This window comes from Pseudomonas sp. PDM28 (assembly GCF_019219115.1).
Taxonomy (GTDB): Bacteria; Pseudomonadota; Gammaproteobacteria; order Pseudomonadales; family Pseudomonadaceae; genus Aquipseudomonas; species Aquipseudomonas laurylsulfatiphila.
Window position 1 is genome coordinate 587632 of the sequence record NZ_JAHUWG010000003.1, and the last position, 23139, is coordinate 610770.

Consider the following 23139-nt stretch of genomic DNA (forward strand, 5'->3'; position numbering starts at 1 on the left):
GTGTTAGATCATTTCCTCGCCGCCCTTGCCGCCGAGAACGATTTCTCCGGCTTCGGCCATACGGCGGGCGATGGTGAGGATTTCCTTCTGCGCGGTTTCCACGTCGCTGACACGCACCGGGCCCTTGGCTTCCAGGTCGTCGCGCAACAGTTCGGCGGCACGTTTGGACATGTTCTTGAAGATCTTCTCCTTGACGCCTTCGTCCGACCCCTTGAGGGCCAGCACCAGCACATCGGAGGACACCTCGCGGAGCAGCGCCTGGATGCCGCGGTCATCGACATCGGCCAGGTTGTTGAACACGAACATGAGGTCTTCGATCTGACCGGACAGGTCTTCGTCGACTTCGCGGATCGAATCCATGAGCTGGCCTTCGATCGAGCTGTCGAGGAAGTTCATGATGTCCGCCGCCCGCTTGATGCCACCCAGGGTGGTGCGCGAGGCATTCGAGTTGCCGGAGAACTGCTTCTCGAGAATCTGGTTGAGTTCTTTCAGGGCCGCCGGTTGCACGGTATTCAGCGAGGACACGCGCAGGATGATGTCCAGTCGCACCTTGTGGTCGAAGTTGCCGAGCACTTCACCGGCCTGGTCCGGATCGAGGTAGGCCACCACGATCGCCTGGATCTGCGGGTGCTCATAACGGATTACGTCGGCGACGGCGCGCGGCTCCATCCACTTCAGGCTGTCGAGGCCGCTGGTGTTGCCACCGAGCAGGATGCGGTCGATCAGGCCGTTGGCCTTGTCTTCGCCCAGGGCCTGGGTGAGCATTTTGCGCACATAGTCGTCGGAGCCGACGCCCAGGCTGGTCTGGTCGCCGACGATATCGACGAACTCGCTCATCACCTGCTCGACCTGCTCGCGGTGCACATTACCCATCTGGGCCATGGCCACGCCCACCCGCTGAACCTCTTTGGGGCCCATGTGGCGCAACACCTGGGCCGCATCGGTGGAGCCCAGGGACAGCAACAGGATTGCGGCTTTGTCGACCTTGGACAGTTTGGCGGCAACGGCTCGGTTATCACTCATCTGCGTTAATCCACTCTTTCACGACCTGGGCCACACGACCCGGGTCTTCGGCCACCAGACTCTTGATTGCGTTCAACTGAGCGTCATAACCTTCGCTCGGGCTCGGCAGCAGAATGCTGGTCGGACCGCCAAGGCTGACACGGTCGTTGGCCAGTTCGCCATCCAGACCGCCCATGCCACCCAACTCGACGTCGCTGCCGATACCGGCCAGCTGCTTGCCTTTGCCGCCACCGGTGATGTTGTTGAGCACCGGACGCAGGACACCGAACACCAGCACCAGAATGAACAGCACACCCAGCACTTGCTTGACGATGTCCCAGAACCATGGCTGGGAGTAGAACGGAATATCGGCAATCACCTCACCGCGCTCGGCGGAGAACGGCATGTTGATCACACTGACGCTGTCGCCACGGCTGGCGTCGAAACCGACGGCGTCCTGCACCAGACGGGTGAAGCGCGCCAATTCATCGGCGGTCCACGGCGCACGGCTGGTTTCGCCGTTGGCCGGGTTGATCTTGACCTGATCATCGACCACCACCGACACCGACAGGCGATTCAACCGGCCCTGCTGCTGTTTGGTGTGGCTGATGGAACGGTCGAGTTCGAAGTTCCTGGTCGATTGCTGACGCTTGTCTGCGGGGTACGGCGCCAGCATCGGCTGGCCGGTGGCCGGGTCCATGATTTGCTGACCGTTGGCGTCGATCAGAGGCTGCCCTGGCTGCACCATGCCGGCCGACGCAGTCGCGCCACCGGTGGTTTGCGGTGCGGAGGCCGGCGATGGCGGCTGGTTGCTCAAGGCACCCGGCACGCCTTGCGGACCGTTGCTGGCGGTACGTTGTTCGTTGACCGACTGCTCGCTGCGCAACGCCGGTTGATCCGGGTTGAACTGCTCGGAAGTCGACTCGACCGCACTGAAGTCCACATCGGCGGACACTTCGGCTTTGTAACGATCATTGCCCAGCACCGGTTGCAGGATGTTGTGCACGCGCTGGGTGAGCATGCTTTCCATGCGACGGCTGTAGTCGAACTGCTTGCCGGCCATGGTCAGTTCGGAGTTTTCCGCCTGATCCGAGAGCAGGTTGCCCTTCTGGTCGACGACGGTGATCTGCGACTTGCTGAGTTCGGGAACGCTGGTCGCCACCAGGTTGATGATCGCCACGACCTGGCCTGGCTCGAGGGAGCGACCGGAATAGAGTTCGACCAGTACCGAAGCGCTCGGCTTGCGCTCGTCGCGCACGAACACCGAACTCTTCGGGATCGCCAGGTGCACGCGGGCACCCTTGACGTTGTTCAGGCTGGAAATGGTGCGGGCCAGTTCACCTTCGAGGCCGCGACGATAGCGGGTCGCCTCCATGAACTGGCTGGTGCCCAGCCCCTGTTCCTTGTCGAGGATTTCAAAACCGATGTTGCCGTCGCTGGGAGTGACACCAGCGCCCGCGAGCTTGAGCCGAGCACGGGACAGGTCATCGGCCTTGACCAGCAAGGCACCGGAATTGGGTTCGACGGTGTACGGAATATCGGCGGAGGCCAGGGTATCCATGACCTGCTTGGCGTCCATGCCGGCAAGGCTGCCGTACAGAGGCCGGTAGTCCGGCTGTTGAGACCACAACACCACGGCAAAACCAATCGCCACGCTCGCCGCCAGACCGACCAACAGGCCCACCTGACGCAACATGGTCATCTCGGAGAGGTTTTCCAGGAAGGACAACCCGAACAGCGGCGGCTTGCCGTCTATTGGGGTGGCCTTGGCCGGAACATTATCGGCGACTGCTTCTGCCATGACTCAATCTCGTCCTTTAAACCGGCATCTGCATGATGTCTTGGTAGGCCTGAACCAGCTTGTTGCGCACCTGGGTCAACGCCTGGAATGACACACTGGCCTTCTGCGAGGAAATCATCACGTCTGTCAGGTCGACGCCGCTTTTGCCGATTTCGAAGGCGCTGGCCAACTGAGTGGAAGCCTGTTGGGTGTCGTTCACTTTATTGACGGCCTGGCCGAGCATGTCGGAAAAGCTGCTGCTCGCCACTTCAGGGACGGCAGTCGATTTCGGCGCAGACATGGCATCCATTTGCATGGCGCGCATATCCAGCATCAACCGATTGAATTCAATACCTTGGCTCATGGTCTCTCTCTTTGACGACCCGCAATTTTTTGACACTCACTCGGCGGGTCATGAGGTGTTAGCAACAAGGGTGCCAGCTCCGTGGCCACGCTGAACAAAACGCCTTCATCAGCTCGCAATCTTCTGTAGGTGCGAGCTCGCTCGCGATGGACCCAAGAACGACGTGTTTATCCTGAAACCCCGCGTTATCGTTAACGACCATCGCGAGCAGGCTCGCTCCTACAGGGCTCAGGCGCAGGCTAGCGGTCAAGTGGCGAACAGATAGGCTTCCACATCCATGCCGGCATCGCGCATCTGCGCCAGCTTGTAGCGCAGGGTTCGCGGGCTGATCCCCAGGCGCTCGGCCGCCTCTTTGCGCCGACCGCGCTCGGCGCGCAGGGTATCGATGATCATCTGGAACTCACGGCGACGCAGGTCATCCCCCAGCGCACCGGCCGACTCGGACTCGGCCTCCATAGACCGCAGCGGCGCCGCAACCGACACAGGCAACGGAGCGCAGGCCACCGGCCCGGCCAGACAGAAGTCCTGCGGCTGGATCAGACCGCCCTGTTGCAGAATCAGCGCGCGCTGAATCGCGTTATCCAGTTCACGCACGTTACCTGGCCACGGATAACCGATCAGGCACGCCTGAGCCTCGGGCGACAATCTGGCAGCCGAATGCTTCATTTTATTGACGTGCTTGGCCAACAGACGCTCGGCCAACGGCAGAATGTCAGCGGTGCGCTCGCGCAGCGGACGCCAGGCCAGCGGAAACACCGACAGGCGATAGTAGAGATCTTCGCGAAAGCGGCCCGCCGCCACTTCACCCGCCAGGTCGCGGTTGGTGGTTGCGACCACGCGAATATCCAGCGCGATCGGTTTACGCGCCCCCACCCTCTCGACCTCGCGCTCCTGCAGCACGCGCAGCAATTTGGCCTGGAGTCCCAGGGGCATCTCGGAAATTTCGTCGAGCAGCAGGGTGCCGCCGTCGGCCTGCTCGAACTTGCCGGCTTGCGCGGCAATGGCGCCGGTAAAGGAACCCTTCTCGTGACCGAACAACGTCGCTTCGAGCATGTTGTCCGGGATCGCTGCGCAGTTGATCGCAATGAACGGCTGACTGGCGCGATGAGAATGCTGATGGATGTAACGCGCCAGCACCTCCTTGCCCGTGCCCGATTCACCCGAGATCAACACCGTGGAATCACTGCGCGCAACCCGCGCCGCCAGCTCGAGCAACTGCGCGCTGGCCGGCTCGAACGCTACCGGCCCCTCACCTTCGGCCAGGCCAAGACTGCCCAGTGCATGGCGCGCCACCAGATCAAGCAACGCCTTGGGCTCGAATGGCTTGACCAGGTAGTCCGCCGCCCCCTGGCGCATCGCATCGACCGCACGCTCGACCGCGCCGTGAGCCGTCATCAGCAACACCGGCAACTGCGGCTGTCGCGCTCGCAGCAGGCCCAGCAACTGGTGGCCGTCCATGCCTGGCATGTTGACGTCGCTGATCACCAGGCTGAAAGCCTCGCCGCCGACAGCTACCAGCGCCTCTTGCGCCGAACCCACCGCCTTGTAATCGTGCCCCGCGAGCAACAGCGTATCCGCCAGTGCCTCGCGCAACGCGCGGTCGTCCTCGACCAACAGAACCTTGATGCCCATCTATGTCACTCCGCTCCCTGAGCGTTGCTGAACAGCGGCAGGATCACCTGCGCGCAAGTGCCGCGACCGAGCCGCGAACGCAGCTGCAATTCTCCCTGATGCGCACGCGCCACCGCCTTGACCACGGTCAGACCAAGACCTGTACCGGTGGTCTTGGTGGTAAAAAAGGGTTCGCCCAATCGCGCCAGAACCGCGGCATCGATACCCGAGCCACTATCACTGACACACAGGCGCAGGGTGTTGCCGCGGGTGTAGAGGTGAACCTTCAGGCGCAATTGACCGGCACCGGCCTGAATGGCGTTCTCGATCAGGTTGAGGATCGCGCCGACCAGGGTGTCGCGATTGCACAGCAATTCCCCCGAATGACTGTCGCACTGCCAGCGGATCGGCAGATCCTGCACGTGGGTCAGTGCGGCCGCCTGCAGCGATTGCATCAGTTGGCCAGGGGTTATGCGGTCGGTCAGCGGCAACTCGCCACGAGCAAACACCAGCATGTCGCGCACCTGGTGCTCGAGCTCGTGCAGGCGTTCCTTCAGACGTCCGGCAAAGCGCTGCTGGGTAGTGACCGGCAGCGCTTGCTCGGTCAAATGACTGGCGTACAGCAACGCAGCGGACAACGGCGTGCGTATCTGATGAGCCAGGGACGCGACCATGCGCCCCAACGACGACAGACGCTCATGACGAGCCAATTGATCCTGCAGATGGCGGGTTTCGGTCAGGTCATTGAGCAACACCAACTGGCCAGGCTCGGCGTCCAGCGAGCGCGTGGCGATCGACAGACGCCGGCCATCCTTGAGGGAGACCTCATGGCCATCGTCTTCGCGCGGCGCAAAGCAGCGGGCAATGACGTGGCGCCACAATTCGCCTTCCAGCGGAAGGCCCAGCAACTCGCACGCCGCCGGATTGGCTTCGCGCACGATGCCCTGAGCGTCGATGACGATGACACCGCCGGGTAACAGATCAAGGAGATTTTGCAGGCGGTTGGCCAGGCGTTCTTTTTCCGCCAGTTCCTGCATGCGCTGGGCGCTGACCACCGCCAGTTCACCCTTGAGCTCGGTGACCCGGGCTTCAAGCATGCTGTAGGAATCGGTCAACTGACTGGACATCTGATTGAACAGCGCGAATGTCTGCTCAAGGCCCAGACGGCTCGCCTGCTCTACGGACGACGGCTGCCGCGAAGCATCCCCAAAAGTATCTGAGGCAGGAGATATCTGGGCGGATGGGGGCATGGTGCTCTCTCGCTTGGCTGACCGTCAGTGAAACGGAACGTTGCGAGGGACAAAGCAATACCCATGCCTAAAAAAAACTTCTTATAAATGAATGAGTTGAAAAACAGGCGTCAATCATCCGCCTGTTCGTCTCCATCACGACGGCTCATGCCGTACTTGCGCATCTTTTCCACCAGCGTGGTGCGACGAATACGCAGGCGCTCGGCCGCGCGGGCCACGATTCCGTTGGCATCATCCAGCGCCTGCTGAATCAACCCTTGCTCCAGGCCACCGAGGTAGTCCTTCAGGTCCAGGCCCTCCGGCGGCAACATGGCGTTGGCCGTGAAGTCCTGCGTATGACCGTTGATGGCCACGCGCTCTTCCAGATCGGTGCGCAGGCTGTCGACCATTTGCTCGTCTTCATCGTCGACGTAGCGGAATTTCTTCGGCAGTTCGACCACGCCGATCACGCCGTAGGGATGCATGATCGCCATGCGCTCTACCAGGTTGGCCAGTTCACGGACGTTACCCGGCCAGCCATGGCGGCACAGCGACATGATCGCCGCCGAGTTGAAACGGATCGAACCGCGCTTCTCGTGCTCCATGCGCGAGATCAGCTCGTTCATCAGCAGCGGAATGTCCTCGACGCGCTCTCGCAGCGGCGCCATCTCGATCGGGAACACATTCAGGCGGTAGTACAGGTCTTCGCGGAAGGTGCCGATCTCGATCATGCTTTCGAGATTCTTGTGGGTCGCGGCAATGATGCGCACGTCGACGCTCTGGGTCTTGTTGCTACCCACGCGCTCGAAGGTGCGCTCCTGCAATACGCGCAGCAGCTTGACCTGCATCGGCAGCGGCATGTCGCCGATTTCATCGAGGAACAGGGTGCCGCCATTGGCCAGTTCGAATCGACCGGCACGGCTGGTGATCGCCCCCGTGAAAGCGCCCTTCTCATGACCGAACAATTCGCTTTCCAGCAGCTCGGCCGGGATCGCCCCGCAGTTGACCGGCACGAACGGCGCTTCGCGGCGCTTGGAATGGTAATGCAGGTTGCGCGCAACCACTTCCTTGCCGGTGCCGGACTCACCGAGGATCAGCACGCTGGCATCGGTATCGGCGACTTGCTGCATCATCTGGCGGACGTGCTGGATCGCCCGGCTGGTGCCGACAAGACTGCGGAAAAGGTTGGGTTCGCGATGACGACCGCGCTCGCGGGCCTGGTCGTACATCTCGCGATAGACCTGGGCACGGTGCAGCGAATCGAGCAGCTTGCTGTAGCTGGGCGGCATTTCGAGGGTCGAAAGCACCCGGCGACGCTGGTCCTCCGGCAGGTCAATGGAAGAATTATCGCCCATTAACAAAACCGGAAGGAACTCATCCCAGGTCGAGAGTGTCTTTAGCAAGCCCAGAAGTGCACCAGGAGCGCTGACCGTCCCGATCAGGACACAGATTACTTCACGACTTGACGACAAAGAGCCGACAGCCTGCTGCCAGTCATGGCTACCGCAGGGTAAATTTTCTTCGCCGAGAAAATTTAAAATCACCGCCAGGTCGCGGCGGCGGACGCTATCGTCATCAATCAGCAGAATTTTGGTTTCACGCCACATGCAATAGCAACTTCCCTAGTCAACTCAATGCCCAAAATGCTGGGGCAAGCTAAACGCTTGCAGGCCTGATATGCCTGAAGACGACTGAATTCTGGAACCAGCCACTAGTTAAGTCAAAAAACCGTGCACAGTCAAATTTATGGCGCACTATGTTTGGATTAACCGGCGTCAATTAACCAAACAGATGGTAAACCTTTGATGCCTTTTGTGCTTGGTTGATCTGCGACATCTCATCGACTATCGCCTGACGCTCGCCCATCGTCGCCGTCAGCAACTCTTTGTACACTGCCAGCAACCCTTCCAGATTGCTCCGCACCGCATCTTCGTCGATCGGCGCTTCACTGAGCACCTCGTCGACGCATTCACGACAGGTCGAATCCAGTTCGCCGATCGCGTCCCAGTTACGCGCCGCCAGGGCGTCGATCAGGGCTTCGCGGGTTTCTTCTATGCGCCGCAGTGCTTGACTCATGACGTCATCCTCAGACCCTCGGGCCTATTGATTGGCAATTGCATCCCAACCGCTTTTCAGGGTTTCAAGCAAACCCGATACCTCGTCGATGATCGCCGCGTTGTTATCACGATTGGCTTCCATCAGGCGGGTCATCATGTAGGCGTACAAATTGTCGAGCTGCTGCAGCGACGCCGGATCGTCGGTCTTTTCCGGGTTCAAGCCATCACGCAGGCCGATGATGATGTCCACGGCCCTGCCCAACATCAACCCCTTGAGTGCGGTGTCGCCCCGCTCCATGGCGCCCTTGGCCTGGGCCATGCGGTCCAGCCCGCCCTCCATCAGCATCTGCACCAGGCGATGAGGGCTGGCTTCCGAGATCTGGGCATGGGAATTGACCTTCTGGTATTGGCGAAGGGCTCTCATGGGGTTCATGTTTCTACCTCGTGACAGACAACAGCTTGAAATTGGGAAGGCTCTGATCTTTATGTCGACTGGTCGACACATAACTTTAATGCAGACCCGCCGCCCCGTGAAAAAACCCTGGCGTTGACTTTACAGGCAACCCGGGTTTTTCATGCCTGATCCAAATCAGCTGTCTTTGGGATTGTTCAGCGCATTGAGCGTGGTCATGATGCTGTCGCTCTGGGCGCGCAGCCTGGCCACCAGGGAGTCCATCGCAGTGTACTTGGCGGTCAGACTTGTTTGCAGACTGACCATCCGTGCATCAAGGGAGTCCTGCTGCTTCTTCAGGTCGTTCAGGCTATCGCTCAAGCTCGCCGAACGCGCGGCAAAGACCCCGGTAGTTTTCTGCGCGAAGGTGTCGGTAGCAGCCTTCATGCGCGCAAGCAAACCGGTATCGCCCGTAAAAATCCCGTTGATATCGGCGGCATTGGTCTTTGCCGCAGCACTGAACACTTTATCGTCGATCGACAGCAATCCGGTCTTCTGGTCGGTCTCGACACCAAACTGAGCGAGGGATTTCATCTGACCTGTGCCACCCATGGCGTTCAATTCGGTACGCACCGACGATAGCAACGAACGCAGCGACGCGTCGCCCGTGAGCGCACCTGTCGTCAACGAACCATCGGCATTGGTCGTGACCTGGGTCTCGGTGTTGGCAGCCTTGATCAGCGCGTTGTAGGTGTCGACAAACCCCTTGACCGAAGACTTCAGCGTCGTAGTGTCGGCCGACACGGTGATAGTGGTTGGTGTTGCCGCACCGCCGCCGGACGGGACCGGAGAAACCCCTGTCAATTTCAGCGTAATACCGCTCACGGCATCGGCAATGGTGTTGCTCTTCGATTCCATCGCCACACCGTCAAGCGTGTACTTGGCGTTCTGTGGCGTGGTGAGGATCGAGGTGCCGGTTTCCAGACCGGAGTTACCCGCCAGGGTCAGGTCCGAACCGACCCCTGTTTTACTGCTCGTCAGCACCATTCGAGAACCGTTGGCATCAGTCAGGATGTTGGCACTCAAGCCCTGGTTCGCGTACTGGGAGTTGATCGAGTCGCGCACCTGCTGCAACGTCGCGCCAGCGGGAATGCTGACGTCGAAAGTATCGCTGCCCTGCTTGATGCTCAGCGTGGACGGCACCGCCCCGGCATTGACCACCGAGGAAGCGCCATCGGCGTAAACCTTGGTGGAAATTTTCGATGCGGTTGCCAACTGGGTGACCAGCAGCGAGAAATTGCCCGCCGCCGCACCGTTACCGGTGGTCACCGTGGCCACTTTTTCATCGGAGGACGTGCCGCTCAACCCGCTGAAGCTGGCGGTGGTTTTCATGTTATCCAACGCCCCACGGAAGGCATCCAGCGCCGCCTGGATTTTGCCGATCGACGACAGCGAGGTGGTTGCTTTCAGCGTCTGATTGTTGATTTGCGTCTGTTTTGGCGCTCTTTCGGAGTCCACCAAAGACTTAACAATCGCCTGGGTATCGATGTTCGAACCAATACCGCTGACCGTTGTACCCGCCATCATCTCTCTCCTTATCCAGTGGCTGCCGTTTTCTTGACCAGGAACGTCTTAAACAGCGACAGCAACAAAATTCATGCCAGTTCAGACTTTGCCGTCAAACAACAAACTACTGGCGTCCGACAGGCTCTGGGCCAGTTTTAGTGCAGCTTCCGACGGGATCTGACGAATCACCAGACCCGTATCGGTGGCGATGACCTTGACCACGACCCGGCCAGTGGAGTCATCAATGGAAAAATCCAGATTGCGCTGGGCAGCCTGGACAAACTCCTGAATATCGGTAACCGCTTTTTCCAGCTCGTCACGCTTTGGCTCGGGGCTCGAGGCCTTGAGCGCTTCAGTCTTGGGCTGTTCCGGTTTTCCAGTGACATTCGGCGTTACGCCCTGAAGGGCAACCGCGGGATAGGACTGGTTCAATTTGACGCTCATGTCCATGCCTTATCTCCTCATCATGAAAAAAAACAAAAGGGCGCGTAAACGCGCCCTTCCGTCAGTTACCAAGCGCTGGAATCAACCCAGCAGCTTCAGTACAGCCGATGGCAGCTGGTTAGCCTGCGACAGGATCGCAGTAGAAGCTTGTTGCAGGGTTTGTTGCTTGGTCAGCTGAGCAGTTTCTGCTGCGAAGTCAACGTCCTGGATCACGCCACGAGCAGAAGTGGAGTTGTCCGAGATGCTGCGCAGGTTGGCTACGGTGCTGTCGAAACGGTTTTGTACCGCACCGAGGTCAGCACGCTGGGAGTCGATAGCCGAGATCGCCTGGCTGATCACGTCGATAGCGTTCTGAGCGTTGGCTGCAGTGGTAACGTCAGTGGCCGCAACAGTGGTTTTAACCGAGCTGGCAGCAGTACCGGCGTTGAACAGGTTGGTCACGCCCGCGCCGCTCATCGAGTAGCTGTTGGCGGAGTTCAGGGAAACAGCGCCAGTGATCTGCAGAGGACCGGCAAGGGCGGCAACTGGAGCACCATAGACACCGGAACCGTCTTTGGCTGCAACCGAGATACCGGCGATTGCGTCTGCGTCACCGTTGTCCAGAGTGATGTTCTCACCGGTATCGGATTTAACCGACAGGGTACCAGCCTTGGCATCGTAGTTAACGCTGATGCCCAGTTTGGCGGCGTTGGATTTCAGTTGGTCAGCCAGTTCACCGGTGTTGGTCACACCCACCATGCTCACCGCGGCACCAGTGCCGACTTTAATGGTGAAGTTGGCGCTGGTAGTGATGGCAGCACTGTTGACAGTGAATTGAGCTTCAGTGCTGGCAGTCGCGGTCACGCCACCCACAGCGGCTTTGTTGATCTGCGAAGCGGTAGTCTTGGCCGAATCACCCGCTGTAATGGTGAAGTTTGCGGTCTGGCCACCACCAACGAGAGTTACAGCACCACCAGCTACACCGGTTGCGCTCGGCGCGATCGCCAGGCTTTTCAGCTGCTGGGAGCCGATGTTGTTGGCCGATACGTCGCCCAGAGTCATGTTGATGGTCTGGTTGGCGTTGGCGCCTACCTGGAATTGGGTAGTACCGAAGGAGCCGTCCAGCAGGTTACGACCACCGAAGGTAGTGGTGGTAGCAATACGAGTCAGTTCAGCAGTCAGTGCGGAGTATTCGGCGTTGTTCGACTTACGGTCGTCATCGCTTGGCGAGCCGTTCGCGGAAGCCAGAGCCAGGGTACGCATTTTCTGCAGGATGTTGGTGGATTCCTGCATCGCGCCTTCAGCGGTTTGCGCGATGGAGATACCGTCACCGGCGTTCTTGATAGCCGCGCCCAGGCCGTTGATCTGGCTGGTCAGACGGTTGGAAATCTGCAGGCCGGCAGCGTCGTCTTTAGCGCTGTTGATACGCAGGCCGGAGGACAGGCGCTGCATGGAGGTTTGCAGATTACCGGAAGCTTTGTTCAGGTTGTTCTGAACGGTCAAGGAAGCAAGGTTGGTGTTTACGGTTAAAGCCATGACGAAATCCTCGTTGGATGGATACTGCGGCTTCCGGCCCTGGCAACCGCCTGGTGTGGCCTAGAGAACCTACGTAATAGTTATCGTCGTGAAGAGGCTTTGCTTGAGCGGTTTTTTCGAATTTTTTAGTGGCAGCTTGCCAGCCCTTTATTTTCAAGGCTTTAGAGCCAGAAAGTCGGCGTCAGAAAAACGCAAAACGCCCGGAAGTTTAAATTTCCGGGCGTTGTTTTTTGTAGCGTCGAGTCAGTCGATCAGCCGCGATAGAGAATGGCCGAACCCCACGAGAGGCCCACGCCAAAGCCGCTGATGGCAACTCGAGTCCACTTGGAGTCGAAGACGTGGTTCTGCAACAGCAGCGGAATGCTCGACGACACCGTGTTACCGGTTTCAAGCATGTCCTTGACGAACTTCTCCGGCTCACCTTCTTCGAAGCGGCGCGCCACGGCATCGACGATGGCCGCACTGCCCTGGTGAATGCAGAAGGCATCGATGTCGCTCGCCTGCAAATTGGACTCATCCAACAACTCATGCAAATGCGCAGGAACTTTCAACAAGGCAAAGTTGAACACCTGGCGACCATTCATGAAGAATACACCGTCGCTGACCTTGAGGTGCGGTGCGCCGGAACCGTCGGTACCGAACTTCGACTTGCCCAGTTGCCAGACAGCGTTTTCGCCCATCCAGGTGGCGGTAGCGGCATCACCGAACAGCATCGTGGTGTTGCGGTCTTCCGGGTCGACGATCTTCGAATAAGGATCGGCAGTGATCAGCAGGCCATTTTTCAGCCCTGCCGCTTCCATGAAGCCTTTGATCGCATAGATGCCGTAGACGTAGCCAGAACAGCCCAGGGAAATATCGAAAGCAGCGACATGGGTCGGCAAGCCCAGTTTGTCCTGAACGATCGCAGCAGTGTGCGGCAACCCTTCCTCATCGCCATTCTGGGTAACGACGATCAAGCAGTCGATGGATTCACGCTTGAGTTCTGGACTGGCGGCGAACAGCGCATTGGCTGCTTCGACACACAGATCGGACGTTTCCTGATCGGCCCCCATGCGCGGCAAAAACGCAGAACCGATTTTGCCAAGGATAAAGGTTTCGTCCTTGTCGAACTTTGCACCCTGGGCGTAATTATCAATCCCGGCTGCCGGCACGTAACTCGCTATATTTTTTATGCCAATCATTATGGCTTCCCAATAATAAACAGCTGAACATCGCCGCTCGCTGAATCGAGGGCGTCTACAGTCAGGGCCTGTGCCCCAGAGGAGGCAACATCGGGGTTCAAGAACAACACCTTGAGCAGCCCGCCACCTTCACCGCCCGCAGACAGGATACAGTGAAGATGCGCGTTTTGACTGACAGGTCACTCAGGCACCGCTGCTTTATTTGATTTTGTGGTCCGGATCCCGCCCCGCCCGGCCTCGCCCTACCCCCCAAAAAAAGCAAAAAAAAGCCAGCCCCCTGTGACAGGGGCTGGCCGCGAGCGGTCAAGACCGACTCAAAGCTTGTTGAACAGGCTCAACTGGGAAACCCTGGCGAAGGCCAGTTGCGCGGCCTGCAGCATGGTTTGCTGCAAGGTCAGACGCGTCAGTACTTCCGCCGGGTCGGCGTTCTTGATCGAGTTGCCCGTCGATTCGTTGATCAGGCCGGCGCTGGAGTTCTGTTCCTTTTGCATGTCCATCACGTTACCCCGGGCACCGATCGCGCCACGCGCCAGGTCGACCTGGTTCTTGCCGTTGTTCAGGTTGGCAATGGAGGAGGCTACCGTATTCTCCAGAAAACGCTGGGCGGTCGGATTGCCCTGGGTCGGTGCGTCGAGTGCCGAACGCAGCTGACTGATGGTGTCGAGTACGTTCTGGGTCTGGTGCGTATTGACCGCGATATCGAACTGATCGCCCGGATTGAGCACGCCAGGAGGAGTGCCGCCACTCAGGGTAAAGTCGACACCGGCCGCTGTCGCCACGCCGGCCACCACGGTTCCTGAGGTTACCGGCGTGCTGCCGCTGGTCAACGGACGAGCGTACAGGTCGAAGGTCCCGGGACCGGTGAACTTCAGGACCGCCCCACCTTCAGGGAAAAAGCTGTTGTAATCAGCGGCGTTGCTCACCGCTGCATTGCTCACGACAACCGTCGATACGTTGCTCGGGGCACGGTTGCTGACGAAGCTGTCCGGCTTGGCCGACAACTCGAAGCTGTGCGTGGCGATGAAGCCATCGATGTTGGTGGCGTTATCGCCAGCCTGGGGGGTGATGTCCAGCTTGAACGTCACGCCGCGGAAGTTGATGTCGGAGCCGCCCTTGGCATTCGGGTCGAACACCCCGCCGCCAGTCGCCTCGGCGGTCCTGTCGGCGCCGGTGGCATCGGTGATCACGAATTGGGTGCTGCTGGTGAACTGCAACTTGTAAGGCTCGCCGCCACGGAAGTTCGCATCGAAGGCCGGACCGGAGTTCACCAGGCCTGGCGACAGCCTGACGCGTCCGTCATCGACGGGCGGCGTGAGCATGGTGGTCGAGCTGCGAGCGGCGTTGATCGCCTGCTGGAAAACGTCCCAGCCGGTATCGTTAAGGCCCAGCGACATCGAGTCACCGATCTTCAGCTCCAGCTGAGTCTGGTCACCCTGATAGCTGTAGGTACCGTCACTGTTGCGCACAAACGGCTGGGTATTGTTGCTGGCGCCAGAGAAAATGTACTTGCCGTTGGCGTCCTTGCTGTTCATCAAGCTCAGCAATTGCTCTTCGGACTGCTTGAGTTCTGCAGCAATGGATTTGCGGTCATCGTCGTTCAACGAACCGCCACCGGCACGTACCGCCAACTCGCTGACTTTCTGCAGCACGTTGTTGATGCTGTCCAGCACGCTCTCTTCTTGCGCTTGAGCCGTGTTCAACGAATTGATGTTGGTGGTGTACTGACCCAACATGGCTTTTTGCTGCTCAAGTTGCAGGAGGCGGGCCGCGCCGACCGGATCATCCGCTGCGGTCTCAAGCTTGACGCCGCTGCTGGCCTGCTCGGCGGTCTTCATCACGTTATTGAGGTTGCGAGAGTAGTTGGCAGCCGTCGTGGCGTAATACTGTGCTGTAGAAATACGCATGTTCTACGGCTCCTTAAAGGGCATTGATCAGAGTGCTGAAAATTTCCTGCGCAGTCTTGATGATCTGCGAAGACGCCGTGTAGTACTGCTGATACTTGGTCAGGTTACCGGCCTCTTCATCGAGATCGACCCCCGACAGCGAGTCACGGGCGTTTCGCGCCCCGGTCAGGATGGTGTCAGTGGCTGTGCCGTCCAGTTGAGCCTGCTTGGTCTGGGAGCCGACGCTCGAGACCAGGCCACCATAAGCCTCGGTAAAACTCACACCCGGACTAGTAGCAGTGGCCCCCACCGTTGCCTTGGTTTGCAGACCGAGCAAGGCCGCAGCATTGCGGTTGTCGGTGCTTCCGGCCGCAGTCATGGAAATATTGAAACTGTCACCCGAGGCCGGGCTGCCGCTGACAGTCATCCCCACGCTGAAGGTTTTTGCATTGCCACCGGCATCGGTGTAAGGCACGGCAATGTTCAGGTCGTTGTTCTGGCCTGGCACGATGTTGCCGGTACCGACACTGTTGCCCTTGGCGTCGAACACCTCGTAGGCCGTGGCGCTGGTCATGAGCATGCGAACCGGCATCGATGCCTTGACCGCCGTCTGCACTTCCAGACGCTGGACCGGATCGTAGATATCCAGGGCAGTGTTCAGTGTCGGCTGACTGACTGCACCGGTGCCGTCATTGCCCGAGGCCTTGGAAGAGGTTAGCGGAGCGGCCGTGGCCAGGGTTTTGGCGTCGGTCATGACCGTGGTCATGTCCGCGGCGGAGCTGCGCGTCGGGGTAATCTTGAAGCTGTCGCCGGCGGTGACCGAGCCTGCGTTCAGGCTCAGGCTGAAGCCATCGATGACCGGCTCGGCAGCAGGAGGAGTAGCGAACGCGAAGTTGCCCATGTCGGTGTTATCCGACAAGCGACGCACGTTGTAGCCCGTGGCCGTGATGGTCACCTGATAGTCACTGGCCTGCAGCTTGCTGGTGTCCTTGATGGTGACGTTCAGGTTGCCGGAGGCCGGGTCGTTGTTCGCATTGGCGATGCTGCGCTGACTGATGGCCGCCGCGCTGTTGATGTTGTTGAACAGCGCGGCGCCGAAGTTGCCGTTCTGGTCCAGGCCCTGCCCCAATTGCTTGTTGACCTGATCCGCCACAACCATGGCGATGCGGCCCAGGCTATTGACCGCCGGCGTCAGCACTTCAGAGCGATAGCGCAACAGTCCACCCATCTGGCCGCCGCTCATCACACCCGTGATGTCGATCGACGAACTGCCACGATCCATGATGATCGAGGAACGGGTCGGGTCGGTCGGGTCTGCCGCCATACGCAATTTATTGACCGTGTCGCCTACAACCAACGGCTGGCCGCTACCCAGGTAGACATCCAGTCGGCCTTCGGTTTCGGTGACCTGAGTGCCGACCAGCTCGTTGAGCTGGCGAATGGTTTCGTTGCGCTGGTCCAGCAGTTCGTTGGGCGTGCCACTCGAACTGCTGACTTCACTGATTCTCTTGTTGTACGCCGCGACAGTCGACGCCAGCTTGTTGACCTGTTCGGCCATCGAACCCAACTGATCGTTGATGTAGGTGTTCTGCTGCGTCAACTGCTGGGACATGGCATTGAAGCGGCTGCTCAAACCCTGGGCATTGGTCAACAGCGCCTGGCGTGCAGCGTTGTCGTTGGAGTTCGCGGACAGCGTCTGCAACGACGAGAAGAAGGACTGCAGTGTCTTGGTGATGCCGGTGCCACTGTCGGACAGCAGTTTGTCCACCTGAGTGGCCTGCCCCAGATACGCCTGCGCATCACCGTTGAGCGAGGTAGTGGTCTGCAACTGCGCATCGAGGTAGCTGTTGTACACCCGACGCACATCGGCCAGCGTCGTGCCGGTGCCGATGAACACATTGCCGTACTGAATAGAGCCTTTGGTGCCCTGTACCGTTTGTTGGCGCGAGTACCCGACGGTATCGACGTTGGAAATGTTGTTACCGGTAGTCACCAACGAAGCGTGGCTAGCAGAGAGCCCCGACATCCCGATATTGAGCAAACTCATGGTTCAGACCTTATTCCTTGTGCCTATAAAGGCGTAGTGGAAACGCCCGCCGCAGCGTAGTTCTGGTAACTCGTCATCTGCTTGGCTATCTGCGAAATCTTGCTCGCGTAGTCCGGGTCGGTTGCGTAACCGGCCTTCTGCAACTCGCGTACAAACTGTTCCGGGTTATCGGCCGACTTCACGACATCTTGATAGCGATTATTGGTCTGCAGCAAAGTCACAAGGTCATGGAAACTGTCCTTGTAGGAGTCGTAGGAACGGAACTGGGCCGTCTCCTTGACCATCTGCCCGTTCCGGAATTCGCTGGTGATCGCCCGCGCCGAATTCCCCTGCCAACTGTTGCCGGCCTTGATGCCGAACAGGTTGTGGCTGCTGCTGCCATCCTGCTGGCGCATGACCGATTTACCCCAACCGGTTTCCAGGGCCGCCTGGGCCACCAGGTAACGCGGATCGACACCAATCCGCGCCGCCGCCTCCTTGGCCATCGGCAACATGGTGTTGACGAACTGGTCGGCGGAACTGAAGGCTTTCTTCGGGGGCGCCAACGGAATCTGCGCCATGGCGCGACCGTAGATCTGCATGCCGCCCGAGGAGGATTGCTGCGCAGTCGCCAGCCAGTCGCCGTTGTACAGCGGTCCCGTGCCGGTGCTTGTCGCGCGCTCAGGCAACGGTGTCTTGTTGATCGTCGTGGCAGCGGGCGTCGCCGAAGGCACCAACCCGGCCAACAGACGATCAGCCAGCTTCGGCGGCAATGCCAGGCGTCGCTGATTGATCAGCGCCATGTCATTGCGATGACCACCCTCACCCGCCTCTTGCGGGGCGTGGACCGAGCGCGAAGCCCACAATGGACGCTGGCCATTGATCCGCGACAGCGGCCCATTGATTGCCACCGTGCCGGCCGCCACCGGCGTTTGCACGGCTGCTTTCGCGGCCTCTTGCTTGGCCAGAGACGCTGCGGCGGCCTCACCCGGCGCCAGCGGTTTGTCCTTCGACATCTGGCGCATCAGCACATCAGCCAGGCCGATACCACCGCCCTCGCGGGACATGGAAACGGCCAGTTGCTGGTCGTACATTTCCTGATATTGCTTGGCCGCCGGGGTGTTCATCGGATTGTCCTGACCCAGCGCTTCGGTGGCCGAACGCATGGACTTGAGCATTTCCCCGAGGAACAGCGACTCGAATTCCTGCGCCACCTTGCGCAGGTTGCCGTCGCTGTTCTTGTCGCCGACCTTGAGCTGATTCAGACGATTGAGGTCCGAGTAGGAACCCGAATCGCTACTGCTGACCAGACCGCTCTTGCGCATATCCACGATGGCCGTCCTCAGATCACGATCAGGTCGGCTTGCAGGGCGCCGGCCTGCTTCAACGCTTCGAGGATGGCCATCAGGTCACCCGGTGCCGCGCCGACCTGATTCACCGCCCGCACGATCTCGTCGAGGGTGGTGCCAGGGCCGAACTTGAACATCGGCTTGGCTTCCTGCTGGGCATTGACCTGCGAACGCGGCACCACCGCCGTCGTGCCATTGGACAGAGGGCCGGGCTGGCTGACGATTGGGTCTTCGGTGATGGTCACGGTCAGGCTGCCATGGGTCACGGCGGCCGGGGAAACCTTGACGTTCTGGCCGATCACGATGGTGCCGGTACGGGAGTTGATGATGACTTTTGCCACCGCCTGGCCCGGATCGATCTCGAGGTTTTCCAGGATCGACAGGTAGTCGACACGCTGGCTTGGATCGAGCGGCGCGGTGACGCGAACCGAACCGCCGTCGATGGCCTGGGCCACGCCAGGGCCGAGCATGTTGTTGATCTTGTCGACGATGCGCTTGGCCGTGGTGAAGTCGGAACGGTTGAGGTTCAGCGTCAGGCTGTTGCCCTGGTTGAAACCGCTCGGCACCGCGCGCTCCACCGAGGCACCGCCTGGGATGCGGCCGGCCGACGGAACGTTGACAGTGATCTTCGAGCCGTCGCGCCCCTCCGCATCGAAACCGCCGACCACCAGGTTGCCTTGGGCCACCGCATAAACGTTGCCGTCGATCCCCTTGAGTGGCGTCAGCAGCAAGGTGCCGCCGCGCAAGCTCTTGGAGTTGCCGATGGAGGAAACAGTAATGTCGACCTGCTGACCCGGCTTGGCGAACGCCGGCAGATCGGCGCTGATCGACACGGCCGCCACGTTCTTCAACTGTACGTTGCCCGAACCCGGCGGTACCTTGATGCCGAACTGCGACAGCATGTTGTTGAAGGTCTGCAGGGTGAACGGGGTCTGCGTCGTCTGGTCGCCGGTGCCGTTAAGCCCGACCACCAGGCCGTAGCCGATCAACTGGTTGGAACGCACGCCGGAAATGCTGGCGATGTCCTTCAGGCGCTCGGCTTGAGCGTTGAAGGCTGCCGACATCATCAGGGCGGCCACCATAAGGTGTTTGAAGTTCAACATGCTCAACTGGAAAGCCACCTAGAAAGGGAACAGCGGGCTGAGGAAGAAACGGTCGAACCAGCCTGGCTGACTCGCATCGGCAAACGAGCCGGTGCCCGAATAGGTGATGCGCGCATCGGCGACACGGGTCGACGACACGGTGTTGTCGGTCGAGATGTCATCGGCGCGAACCAGGCCGGCGATCCGCACCAGCTCATCGCCGGTGTTGAGCGTCATCCACTTCTCGCCGCGCACCGCGATGATGCCGTTGGGCAACACATCGGCAACGGTCACGGTGATCGAACCGGTCAGGGTGTTGCCCTGCGCCGCCTTGCTGTCACCCTTGGTCGCGCGGTCACCTTCGTAGCTGGCACTCAGGCTCAGGTCGCCATCGCCGAACGGGTTGTTGGTGGTGGCGCTGCTGCCGAACAGCGAACTCAGGCCGATGTTGGCCTTGCTGTTCTTGCCGATTTGCGAGTTGGCGTTTTTGCTGGCCTGGGTCCTTTCGTTCAGGGTGATGGTGATGATGTCACCGACCCGGAACGCCTTGCGGTCGCTGTAGAGGTTCTGTTCGAAACCGGCCTGATAGATCGAGCCGTTGTTCGCGGCAGCCGGCAACGGCGTACGCGGCAACACCGGAGCGTAGTAAGGGTCATTGGGCTTGGGCGTCGAAGGCACGCAACCTGCGAGCGCGGCGATCCCACTCAGTGCCAGAACAGATACATAGCGATTCATGACCCTACCTCACGGTGTTGCAGACAGCCTCATGGCCGCCCCATAGACTTGATTACAGATTCTGCGTTACGAACGAGAGCATCTGGTCGGCGGTGGAGATCACCTTGGAGTTCATCTCGTAGGCGCGCTGGGTGGTGATCATGTTGACCATCTCCTCAACGGTGCTGACGTTGGACGTTTCCAGGGTGTTCTGCAGCGTGGTGCCGAAACCGTTCAGGCCCGGAGTGCCGACTTGCGGCGCGCCACTGGCGGCGGTTTCCAGGAACAGGTTGTTGCCCACTGCCTGCAGGCCGGCCGGGTTGATGAAGTCGGCGGTCTGCAGGTTGCCGATCACCTGGGCAGCCGGATTGCCGGCAACGGTGATGGATACGGTGCCGTCGCGGCCGACGGTGAAGGTCTGCGCGTCGTTCGGAATGACAATCGCCGGCTCCAGGGCAAAGCCGCTGGCGTTGACGATCTGGCCGTTGGAGTCCAGGTGGAAGGTACCGTCACGGGTGTAGGACGTGGTGCCGTCCGGTTGCAGGATCTGGAAGAAACCGCGACCGTCGATGGCCATGTCCAGTGGCTGCTCGGTGGTTTGCAGGCTGCCGGCGGTGAAGTTCTTCTGGGTGCCGACGATGCGCACACCGGTACCCAGTTGCAGACCCGACGGCAGTTCGCTGTCCTGGGTCGACTGGGCACCTGGCTGACGCTTGATCTGGTAGAGCAGGTCCTGGAACTCGGCGCGGTCACGTTTGAAACCCGTGGTCGACACGTTCGCCAGGTTGTTGGAAATGGTGGTCAGGTTGGTGTCCTGGGCGGACAGACCTGTTTTGGCAACCCATAGAGCCGGAAGCATTCGATTCTCCTCGTGCGCCTGTTTTACGGCGCGACGTTCTGGTAATTAGCTGATCTGCAAGACCCGAGCCATGGCCTGGTCATCGTCTTTGGCGGTGTTCATCATCTTGATGTGCAACTCGAACTGCTTGGACAAGGCCAGTACCGAGGTCATCTCTTCCACGGCATTGACGTTGCTCGACTCGAGGAACCCGGACACCAGCTTGACGTTGGCATCGGCCTGCGCCGGCTTGCCGTCCTTGGTGTGGATCGAACCATCCAGGCCCTTGGTCATGTTCTTCAGGTCCGGGTTGACCAGCTTGATGCGGTCCACTTCAGCCATCACCCGCGGACCTTCGCCCATCGCGCGGATGCTGATGGTGCCGTCCTCGCCGACTTCGATCTGCTGCTCCGGCGGCACGGCAATCGGCCCGCCATTGCCCATGACCGGCATGCCATTGCCGGCACGCAGCACACCCAGGGCGTCAACGTTCAAGCTGCCGGTGCGCACGTAGCTTTCACCGCCATCGGGATTCTGTACGGCAATCCAGCCGCCGCCTTGCACGGCAACGTCGAGGTCGCGGCCGGTTTCCACCAGTGAGCCCGGGGAGAAATCCGTGGCCGGGCGTTCGGACATGGCAAACGCACGCGCCGGAAAGCTGTCACCGAACACAGGCATCGAACGGGCCTGCTCCAGGTCTTTCTGGAAGCCATTGGTGGAGATGTTCGCGAGGTTGTTGGCATGCGCCTTTTGCGCCAGAGCATTCTGGCTGGCGCCGGTCATTGCCACATAAAGGTACTTGTCCACACTCTTTCCTCTGCCTGCCGGACGTTTGCCGCCCACTGCTGTGTTGCGCAGGCTGTAGCAATTTGCAGACCAACTTGTGCGCAGCAGCTCCAACCCCCATGAAACCGGGGGCCGGAGGCCAATCAGAAGGGAAACGGACACTGTATCGGAGACGAAAAACCGGCGCGGTTATGCCGCTTGGAGGCAACGCCGTGAAAGCCGGCTACCAGCCTTTCACGCCGCTCATGTCGGGCAATTTGTGGGCAATGCCTTTATGGCAGTCGATGCAGGTTGCCTGTCCGCTGGCCAATGAGGTGGAGTGCATGTTGGCGGCGCGCTTGCCCTGCCGCGTGAAGTCCATGAACTCGAAGTTGTGGCAGTTGCGACACTCCCGGGAGTCGTTGGCCTTGAGCCGTGCCCACTCGTGTTCGGCCAGCTCCCGACGCATGCCCAGAAACTTGTCCCGGGTACTGATAGTGCCGAACAGCTTGCCCCAGACCTCCTTGGAGGCCTGCATCTTGCGGGCGATCTTGTGCGTCCACTCGTGGGGGACGTGGCAGTCCGGGCACGTGGCGCGCACGCCCGAGCGATTGGTGTAGTGAATGGTTTCCTGCAACTCGACAAAAACGTTGTCGCGCATTTCATGGCAGGACGTGCAGAACTTCTCGGTGTTGGTCGCTTCCAGCGCGGTGTTGAACCCACCCCAGAAAATCACCCCGGCGATAAATCCGCCGAGGGTCAGGAAGCCCAGGCTGTAATGCACGCTGGGCCGACGCAGTACACTCCAATAATCCTTGAGCAAGGCAAGCAAAGATTTCATAGCCTCTCCTCAAGGTTTCGGCTGGCGGTTGATTTCGTCTTGCAGCACCTGGTCGATGTTCTTGAAGCTGTTGTTCACCAGAGGCTTCACATCTTTTTGCGGTACGTGACACTGATTGCAGAAGTACCGGCGCGGCGACACGGCCGCCAATGCCTGGCCGTCACGGTCCATGTAGTGCGTGATGCTGATCATCGGCGCCTGGGTGCGCGCACTGTTGGCACGACTGTGGCAGGTCAGGCACTTGTTGCTGTTCATGTCGATGCCATACCCGCGAATGCTGTGGGGAATGGTGGGCGGTTGCTCGGGATAATTACGTTCACGCTTGAGGTCCTTGTTTTCGTCTTCCGCGATGGGCGGTGCCGGCAGCTCCTGAGTCAAGGTCCCGCCGACTCGTCGCCCATCCGGTGCCGGCGCATCCAGTGGGTACCCGGGTTCGGCCGCAAATGCCATGGGCAGCCACACCAGCAGAACGGCAAGCAGGGACAGCACACGATAATTCAT

21 protein-coding genes are annotated in these 23139 nt (G+C 60.0%); all 21 read right to left on the reverse strand.

Annotated elements, in window-relative coordinates; translation table 11 throughout:
• Positions 1–3: 3 nt before the first annotated feature.
• A complete protein-coding gene (gene fliG / locus KW841_RS09190) occupies positions 4–1023 on the reverse strand; it encodes a flagellar motor switch protein FliG (RefSeq protein ID WP_007983391.1) in 1020 nt (339 codons plus the stop codon).
• Entirely contained in the window at positions 1016–2803 is a 1788-nt protein-coding gene (fliF, locus tag KW841_RS09195; RefSeq protein ID WP_218475367.1) for a flagellar basal-body MS-ring/collar protein FliF, read from the reverse strand. The genes fliG and fliF overlap by 8 nt, the downstream gene beginning before the upstream one ends.
• A gap of 16 nt (positions 2804–2819) precedes the next feature.
• A complete protein-coding gene (gene fliE, locus KW841_RS09200) occupies positions 2820–3146 on the reverse strand; it encodes a flagellar hook-basal body complex protein FliE (RefSeq protein WP_218475370.1) in 327 nt (108 codons plus the stop codon).
• 246 nt (positions 3147–3392) lie between these two features.
• The gene (locus tag KW841_RS09205) at positions 3393–4778 is read right to left on the reverse strand and encodes a sigma-54 dependent transcriptional regulator (protein ID WP_218475372.1); all 1386 of its coding nucleotides are present in this window, start codon (positions 4776–4778) and stop codon (positions 3393–3395) included.
• 5 nt (positions 4779–4783) lie between these two features.
• On the reverse strand, positions 4784–6007 hold the full coding sequence (locus KW841_RS09210; protein WP_218475374.1) for a PAS domain-containing sensor histidine kinase: 1224 nt from the start codon (positions 6005–6007) through the stop codon (positions 4784–4786).
• A 110-nt stretch (positions 6008–6117) separates the two neighbouring features.
• Positions 6118–7593, reverse strand: a complete 1476-nt coding sequence (locus tag KW841_RS09215; protein WP_218475376.1) for a sigma-54 dependent transcriptional regulator — start codon at positions 7591–7593, stop codon at positions 6118–6120.
• A 172-nt stretch (positions 7594–7765) separates the two neighbouring features.
• Positions 7766–8062, reverse strand: coding sequence for a flagellar protein FliT (gene fliT, locus KW841_RS09220; protein WP_077045766.1), 297 nt, complete (start codon positions 8060–8062; stop codon positions 7766–7768).
• A 24-nt stretch (positions 8063–8086) separates the two neighbouring features.
• Complete coding sequence (fliS, locus tag KW841_RS09225) at positions 8087–8476, reverse strand: flagellar export chaperone FliS (protein ID WP_218475378.1); 390 nt, start codon at positions 8474–8476, stop codon at positions 8087–8089.
• Between the two features lie 156 nt (positions 8477–8632).
• On the reverse strand, positions 8633–10018 hold the full coding sequence (gene fliD, locus KW841_RS09230) for a flagellar filament capping protein FliD (RefSeq protein WP_218475380.1): 1386 nt from the start codon (positions 10016–10018) through the stop codon (positions 8633–8635).
• An 81-nt stretch (positions 10019–10099) separates the two neighbouring features.
• Positions 10100–10450: a flagellar protein FlaG gene (locus KW841_RS09235; RefSeq protein ID WP_116580342.1), complete on the reverse strand. Its 351-nt coding sequence runs from the start codon at positions 10448–10450 to the stop codon at positions 10100–10102.
• 75 nt (positions 10451–10525) lie between these two features.
• Complete coding sequence (locus KW841_RS09240; protein ID WP_116580341.1) at positions 10526–11959, reverse strand: flagellin; 1434 nt, start codon at positions 11957–11959, stop codon at positions 10526–10528.
• Between the two features lie 251 nt (positions 11960–12210).
• Positions 12211–13140, reverse strand: coding sequence for a ketoacyl-ACP synthase III (locus KW841_RS09245; protein ID WP_116580340.1), 930 nt, complete (start codon positions 13138–13140; stop codon positions 12211–12213).
• 314 nt (positions 13141–13454) lie between these two features.
• The gene (locus KW841_RS09250) at positions 13455–15044 is read right to left on the reverse strand and encodes a flagellar hook-associated protein 3 (RefSeq protein ID WP_218475382.1); all 1590 of its coding nucleotides are present in this window, start codon (positions 15042–15044) and stop codon (positions 13455–13457) included.
• Positions 15045–15057: 13 nt separating this feature from the next.
• Positions 15058–17070, reverse strand: a complete 2013-nt coding sequence (gene flgK, locus KW841_RS09255) for a flagellar hook-associated protein FlgK (protein ID WP_218475384.1) — start codon at positions 17068–17070, stop codon at positions 15058–15060.
• Positions 17071–17093: 23 nt separating this feature from the next.
• Positions 17094–18380: a flagellar assembly peptidoglycan hydrolase FlgJ gene (gene flgJ, locus KW841_RS09260; RefSeq protein WP_218475387.1), complete on the reverse strand. Its 1287-nt coding sequence runs from the start codon at positions 18378–18380 to the stop codon at positions 17094–17096.
• 11 nt (positions 18381–18391) lie between these two features.
• On the reverse strand, positions 18392–19501 hold the full coding sequence (locus KW841_RS09265; protein ID WP_218475480.1) for a flagellar basal body P-ring protein FlgI: 1110 nt from the start codon (positions 19499–19501) through the stop codon (positions 18392–18394).
• A gap of 18 nt (positions 19502–19519) precedes the next feature.
• Positions 19520–20215: a flagellar basal body L-ring protein FlgH gene (gene flgH / locus KW841_RS09270; RefSeq protein ID WP_102699460.1), complete on the reverse strand. Its 696-nt coding sequence runs from the start codon at positions 20213–20215 to the stop codon at positions 19520–19522.
• Positions 20216–20267: 52 nt separating this feature from the next.
• Positions 20268–21053, reverse strand: coding sequence for a flagellar basal-body rod protein FlgG (gene flgG / locus KW841_RS09275; protein ID WP_007975316.1), 786 nt, complete (start codon positions 21051–21053; stop codon positions 20268–20270).
• 45 nt (positions 21054–21098) lie between these two features.
• Complete coding sequence (locus KW841_RS09280; protein WP_218475389.1) at positions 21099–21839, reverse strand: flagellar basal body rod protein FlgF; 741 nt, start codon at positions 21837–21839, stop codon at positions 21099–21101.
• A 202-nt stretch (positions 21840–22041) separates the two neighbouring features.
• The gene (locus KW841_RS09285; RefSeq protein WP_218475391.1) at positions 22042–22638 is read right to left on the reverse strand and encodes a cytochrome c3 family protein; all 597 of its coding nucleotides are present in this window, start codon (positions 22636–22638) and stop codon (positions 22042–22044) included.
• A gap of 9 nt (positions 22639–22647) precedes the next feature.
• On the reverse strand, positions 22648–23139 hold the full coding sequence (locus KW841_RS09290; RefSeq protein ID WP_218475394.1) for a nitrate reductase cytochrome c-type subunit: 492 nt from the start codon (positions 23137–23139) through the stop codon (positions 22648–22650).